We start from the raw sequence: 6000 nt of genomic DNA, 5'->3' as shown, positions 1-6000 counted from the left end.
ATGTTTGGTAAGCATATTAAGAAAACCACAACTTCCTATAACCTTGCCAGAATCTTTTATTGTAATTCCCCATCTAATTCCTGTACCTTCTTCGTATATAGATTTATACCACCCTATTTCATCCCATACATCTTTTACAGTTTGGAAAGGTATTAGCCCCATAGATTTCACAACATCTTTATCAGATAGATATTTAAACATATCATTAGCATCCTCTGTTGTTACTTCTCTTAAGATTAATCTTCTTGTTTCAATTATAGGAAATTCCTTTTCCATTGAATTTCCCTCCTCTCGAGTTTTAATAGCACTAAACATAAAAATAACATTGAAACACATTATCTACTCTTTAACTAGTTCAATCATTACTTAATTTAAACCATTAATCAACGATCTTTTGCTGCAATAACACAAAATATTGTTTTAATGCTAATCTGTTCCGTTAGTTTCGTTAGAAATAAATAAAGTTCCTTAAACGACCGTTTATGGCACTTGTTTGTTTTTTTAACAACAGCGTTAAAAACCCATCCATATCGAGTACCAAAACCCATATCCAAAAACAAAGTTTCTTATTTAAATTTAATGAGGTTTTTGGTACTATTTTAATAGATATATTTAGATAGGAAGTGAAATAATTTGATTTTTGGTTATGCTCGTGTCAGCACAGAAGAACAAAATCTCGATATGCAAATAGATGCTTTGCAACAATATGGTGTAGAAAAGCTATATCAGGAGAAAATGACAGGAATAAAAAAAGATCGTCCGCAACTCGAAGAGTTGCTGAAAGTATTACGTAAAGGCGATAAGATAGTTGTTTACAAACTTGATCGAATTTCTCGCTCTACAAAACACCTAATTGAGTTAAGTGAAAAATTCAAAGAACTAGGTGTAGATTTTATTTCTATTCATGACAACATTGATACCTCTAATGCTATGGGGAAATTCTTCTTTCGAATGATGGCAAGTATTGCAGAATTAGAAAGAGATATTATTAGCGAACGTACCAAAACAGGATTAAATGCAGCTAGAGCTCGTGGAAAAAAAGGCGGAAGACCCCAAAAACATACAGATAAAGTAGAAATGGCTCTTAAAATGTATCAAAGTAAAGAATATAGCATTAAACAAATTACAGAGGCTACCGGTCTAAGTAAAACAACATTGTATCGATACATTAACAAATAACCTCATTACTTTTATAAATGGAGGAAATATTATGAGAGGAAAAGAACTTCTCACACCTGTACAAAGGGAAGAACTATTACATATTTCTGTTGAAACAGAACATGAGCTAGCACTGCATTACACATTCTCTGCAGAAGATCTTGAAATTATTAATCAACATCGTAGAGATCACAATCGCTTAGGATTTGCTGTTCAGCTTTGTGTCATAAGATATCCTGGATGTACTGTTACGAATATACCAGTAATTCCTGAAGGACTCTTAAAGTTTGTTGCTAAACAAATTGGTGTAGACCATACGGTCTATGAAGCATATGCAAAACGAGAACCTACTAGGCGAGAACATCTAGAAGAAATACGTAAAGAATATGGATATCGTAACTTTACCACTCGTGATTATCGAAGGATTTCTAAATTTCTACAACCATATGCATTAGAAAATGGAAATACAATGTATCTGATTCAAACTGTATTACAAGAACTACGAAAAGAGAAAATTATTTTACCTGCAATACCAACAATAGAACGAGCTGTATGGGAAGTACGTAAGCGTACAGAAGAAAAAATTTTAAAGTACTAACATCCTCTTTGACTTCTTCACAACAAGAAAAGTTAGATAGCCTACTCCATCCAATGCCTAATACTTCAAAAACTTATTTATCGTGGCTAAGAGAAATACCTGGCCAATTTTCTCCTGAAGCATTTTTAAAAGTAATTGAACGCTTAGATTACATAAGAAAATTAACATTAAAGCTTGATACCAAAGGGTTACATCCAAATCGAATACGGCAATTATCTCGAATAGGAGCAAGATATGAACCTTTCTCTTTCCGACGATTTCACAGCACCAAAAAATATGCAATCATGATTGCATATTTAATAGATTTAACACAGGATTTGGTTGATCAAGCATTTGAAATTCATGATAAACAGATTATGAATCTTCAACTAAAAGGAAGGAAACAGCAAGAAGAAATTCAAAAACAGAATGGAAAATCAGTTAATGAAAAAATCAATCATTACGCGAATCTAGGAACAGCTTTAATTAAAGCTAGACAAGAAAACTTAGATCCATTTTTATTATTAGAAACGGTGATGCCTTGGGATACATTTATAGCCTCTGTAGAGGAAGCAAAAAAGTTATCTCGTCCTATGAATTATGATTATCTTGATTTATTAGAAAGTCGTTATAATTATTTACGTAAGTATACGCCAACACTACTCAGAACATTAGAATTTCGATCTACCAAGTATGCAAATCCCGTTTTATTAGCTTTAGATACTATCCACGAGTTAAATGAAGCTGGAAAACGAAAAGTTCCAGAAGGTGCTCCATTAAGCTTTGTTTCCAAGCGTTGGGAAAGATATGTATATGATGAAGACGGAAGTGTTAATCGACATTTTTACGAATTGGCCGCATTTACTGAACTTCGAAATTATGTACGCTCAGGGGATATTTCTATTGTAGGTAGTAGACAACATAAAGATTTTGATGAATATCTTATTCCACAACAAGAATGGACAAAAAGTAAAAATATCGGTACCAGGTTAGCGGTTCCGATTCAAGTAGAAGAATATATAAAAGAGCGCACTGAAACCCTTTTGCATCGAATTGAATCCTTTTCTAAAAATATAAATTCTCTAGAAGGCGTAGATTTAGAAAAAGGAAGTTTGCGTATTCATCGTTTAGAACGAGATGTCCCAGAAGACGCCAAGAAACTAAGCGCTAAGCTATACAATATGTTACCACGTATAAAACTAACGGATTTATTACTAGAAGTGTCGAATTGGACAAATTTTGAACAGCAACTGATTCACGCATCAACAAATAAACCGCCTAAAGGCGATGAAATTATTATATCTCTTGCTGCAATGATGGCGATGGGAACTAACATTGGTCTAACTAAAATGGCTGATGCTACTCCAGGCATCTCCTATCATCAGTTGGCTCACGCTAGCCAGTGGCGAATGTATGATGATGCTTTTCAACGTGCTCAATCCATACTCGTAAACTTTCAGCATAAAATTCCTTTATCCTCTTATTGGGGAGATGGAACTACTTCATCATCGGATGGAATGAGAGTTCAAATTGGGGTATCTTCTCTCAGTGCTAGTTTTAATCCACACTATGGGACAGGAAAAGGAGCAACCATTTATCGATTCGTAAGTGACCAATTTTCTTCTTTTTATACAAAAGTGATTAACACAAATGCTAGGGATGCTGTGCATGTTATCGATGGATTATTACACCATGAATCCGATTTAGTTATCGAAGAGCACAGCACTACACAGATACAGCTGGTTATACAGACCAAGTCTTTGGATTGGCTCATTTATTAGGGTTTCGATTTGCACCTCGTTTACGCGATTTAGCCACTTCTAAATTGTATACAATAGGATTACCTAAATAATTCTCAAATATAGAAACTTTAATACGGGGACAAATTAATATGAAGTTAATTTATGATAATTATGATGATGTTTTACGGTTAACTCATTCTATACGAGAAGGTAAAGTATCGGGTGCGTTAATTATGGGTAAATTAGGGTCTTATACTCGTCAAAATAAAGTAGCAAAAGCATTAAGAAAAATAGGAAAAATTGAGAAAACAATTTTTATTTTAGATTACCTTTCAGATAAAACAATGCGTAGGCGTATCCAACGAGGATTGAATAAAGGAGAGGCTATGAATGCACTAGCTCGAGCAATTTTCTTTGGAAAACATGGTGAATTACGAGAACGAGCGCTACAAGATCAGCTTCAAAGAAGTAGCGCTCTAAACCTGTTAATTAATGCGATTAGTGTATGGAATACAGTTTATTTAAGTGAAGCAATAAAAGTTTTGAAGAAAAAAGAAAAATTTGATGAAGAGCTATTAAAACATATTTCTCCATTAGGATGGGAACATATTAATTTCCTAGGAGAATACCGATTTAATAAGAAAGAAATTGCACCTTTAGAATCTCTTCGACCACTACAAACAAATTAACAGTAAAAAGCCAACTTCCTTAGCGTACAGGAAATTGGCTTTTTCTATGTGAAAAATTGCTTAGCGTACGAAATTCGCGTTTTGTTGGTGCTACCCCATCGCTATCAAGCTAAGATTTTGAAGTGCCCCCAAAACGGAAAAATGTACTTTTTTGCTACCAGTTAACACAAAATTTTGTTCTGGGAACGCTATAAAATTTTAAGTTGATGGATGTGGGGAGCGATGCCATTAAATATACTTTGGTAATTTTGATTAGTTTGAAATTTAGATTCTTAGGTATGGTTATAATATGCTCTAAAGCAAAATCTAACTGCTTAAATGGTATAAACTGTATTAAGCTTTTTTTAAGATATAGAGTATAACATTACACGTTATACACATCTATTATATAAATCCTATTTTATTTCTCGCCGCATTTAAGTACCCCTTCTTCTTTATGGGGATTAAGATTGATACGGCTGGGAATCGTAAGAAACAAGCCACCTTTCAAAATAATTTTGATATGCGGAAAATTTAATCGGAATTTATAGAGATATGTAAGTCATGTTAAAGGTGGTATTTATGAACAAACAGGTTCCAGAAATTACAGTTTTAAGAAGTCTAGCATGTTTAAGTGTGGTTTTGATACATGCTATAACACGAAGTCCTGCACATTTTGGGTCAGATAATATAATTGATAAATTCATAGCGTATCTTCAATTATTGCTTATGTACGGTACACCGATGTTTGTTTTTATATCTATATTTATAATAGTTTATAATTATAAAGACAAACTACCTAATAACTTCATTTCAAAGAGAGTAAAATTTATATTATTTCCTTTTATATGTATGGGGATTTTTTATGCATTCATTTCAAATTATGGAAATGGATTTCATGCAATTTTAGTACAATCTATAAAAAATATTATATTAGGAGATTTTCATGGTTATTTTGTTTTAATTATATTTCAATTCTACTTTTTATACATTATTTTTAATAAAGTAGAGAGGTTCTTTCCTCCTAAAATTGTTCTTGTTTGCTCGTTACTTATTAATTTAATTTATTTAAGCTTTTTTAATTTTATTAAACCTTTTTATATTCCATATGGAGATTATATTTGGTACCAATACTCTTGGATTCCATTTCCAGGTTGGATAATTTACTTTTTTATCGGATATTATGCGGGTTCTCATTACGAATATTTTAAAACATGGTTAAATAAAAATTTAAAATGGATTATTTCTTTATGGATTCTAACAGGAATAATTATTATTCTTTTTCAACATTTTAATATTTTAACTGTTACTAGTTCTAAAAGAATTGATGTTCTTTTATTTACAATATTTACAATACTTCTCTTTTTCCATATTGCATCAAAAATGAAACATGTACCTAAATTTTTAATACTAATAAGCCAATACTCATTTGGAATTTACTTACTACATCCTTTTTTTCATAGGACTATATCCAATATGATATTAATAAAAATACCTCAGTTTCAAACTCTTTTCGGCTCATTATTTATTGATTTTTTTATTGGTATACTATTATCAATTCCTGTGGTGTATCTTTTAAACAAATTAAAAATTGGTCCGTATATTATAGGGAAAATAAGGATTAATCGAAAATTAAAGTCAAATGGTATTTGACAGGGCAAAGTTTTATATGGGGTGGCACTCACATTTTAACCTTTTTATACGCTAAGGAAATCTCAATCCGAATTGAGATTCTGATTTAGAGATGAGTCTTGAGACAGATTTAAAGCTGTTTTTACGACATTTTAAGGTGAATTTTCTTTGTTTCAAATACCTGCGCGTTTTTGAGATTGGATGGTTCCCTTAGAGTAGTAAA

3 protein-coding genes and 1 pseudogene are annotated in these 6000 nt (G+C 31.9%); 3 read left to right on the top strand and 1 reads right to left on the bottom strand.

The window, feature by feature from the left end:
- A partial coding sequence (locus AC1DKZ_RS30310; protein WP_476997746.1) for a GNAT family N-acetyltransferase occupies nt 1-276 on the bottom strand: 276 nt, incomplete at its 3' end.
- Between the two features lie 357 nt (nt 277-633).
- On the opposite strand from AC1DKZ_RS30310, the gene AC1DKZ_RS30305 reads away from it, so the two are divergent.
- From AC1DKZ_RS30305 to AC1DKZ_RS30295, 3 genes and pseudogenes are all read left to right on the top strand, one after another.
- Nucleotides 634-1179 carry a recombinase family protein gene (locus AC1DKZ_RS30305; protein WP_098307600.1) on the top strand — a complete coding sequence of 182 codons (546 nt, stop codon included), beginning with the start codon at nt 634-636 and terminating at the stop codon, nt 1177-1179.
- 31 nt (nt 1180-1210) lie between these two features.
- Nucleotides 1211-4166, top strand: a pseudogene (locus AC1DKZ_RS30300) (Tn3 family transposase).
- Between the two features lie 561 nt (nt 4167-4727).
- On the top strand, nt 4728-5798 hold the full coding sequence (locus AC1DKZ_RS30295; protein ID WP_476997745.1) for an acyltransferase family protein: 1071 nt from the start codon (nt 4728-4730) through the stop codon (nt 5796-5798).
- Nucleotides 5799-6000: the final 202 nt, after the last annotated feature.

The organism is Bacillus sp. 05T21 (assembly GCF_056396785.1).
The sequence above is the reverse complement of the archived record's forward strand: the minus strand, read 5'-3'. Positions and strand labels throughout refer to the sequence as shown.

Excerpts from the sequence above, each read along its gene's own strand:
- AC1DKZ_RS30295 (WP_476997745.1), top strand. The coding sequence starts at position 4,728 with ATGAACAAACAGGTTCCAGAAATTACAGTTTTAAGAAGTCTAGCATGT.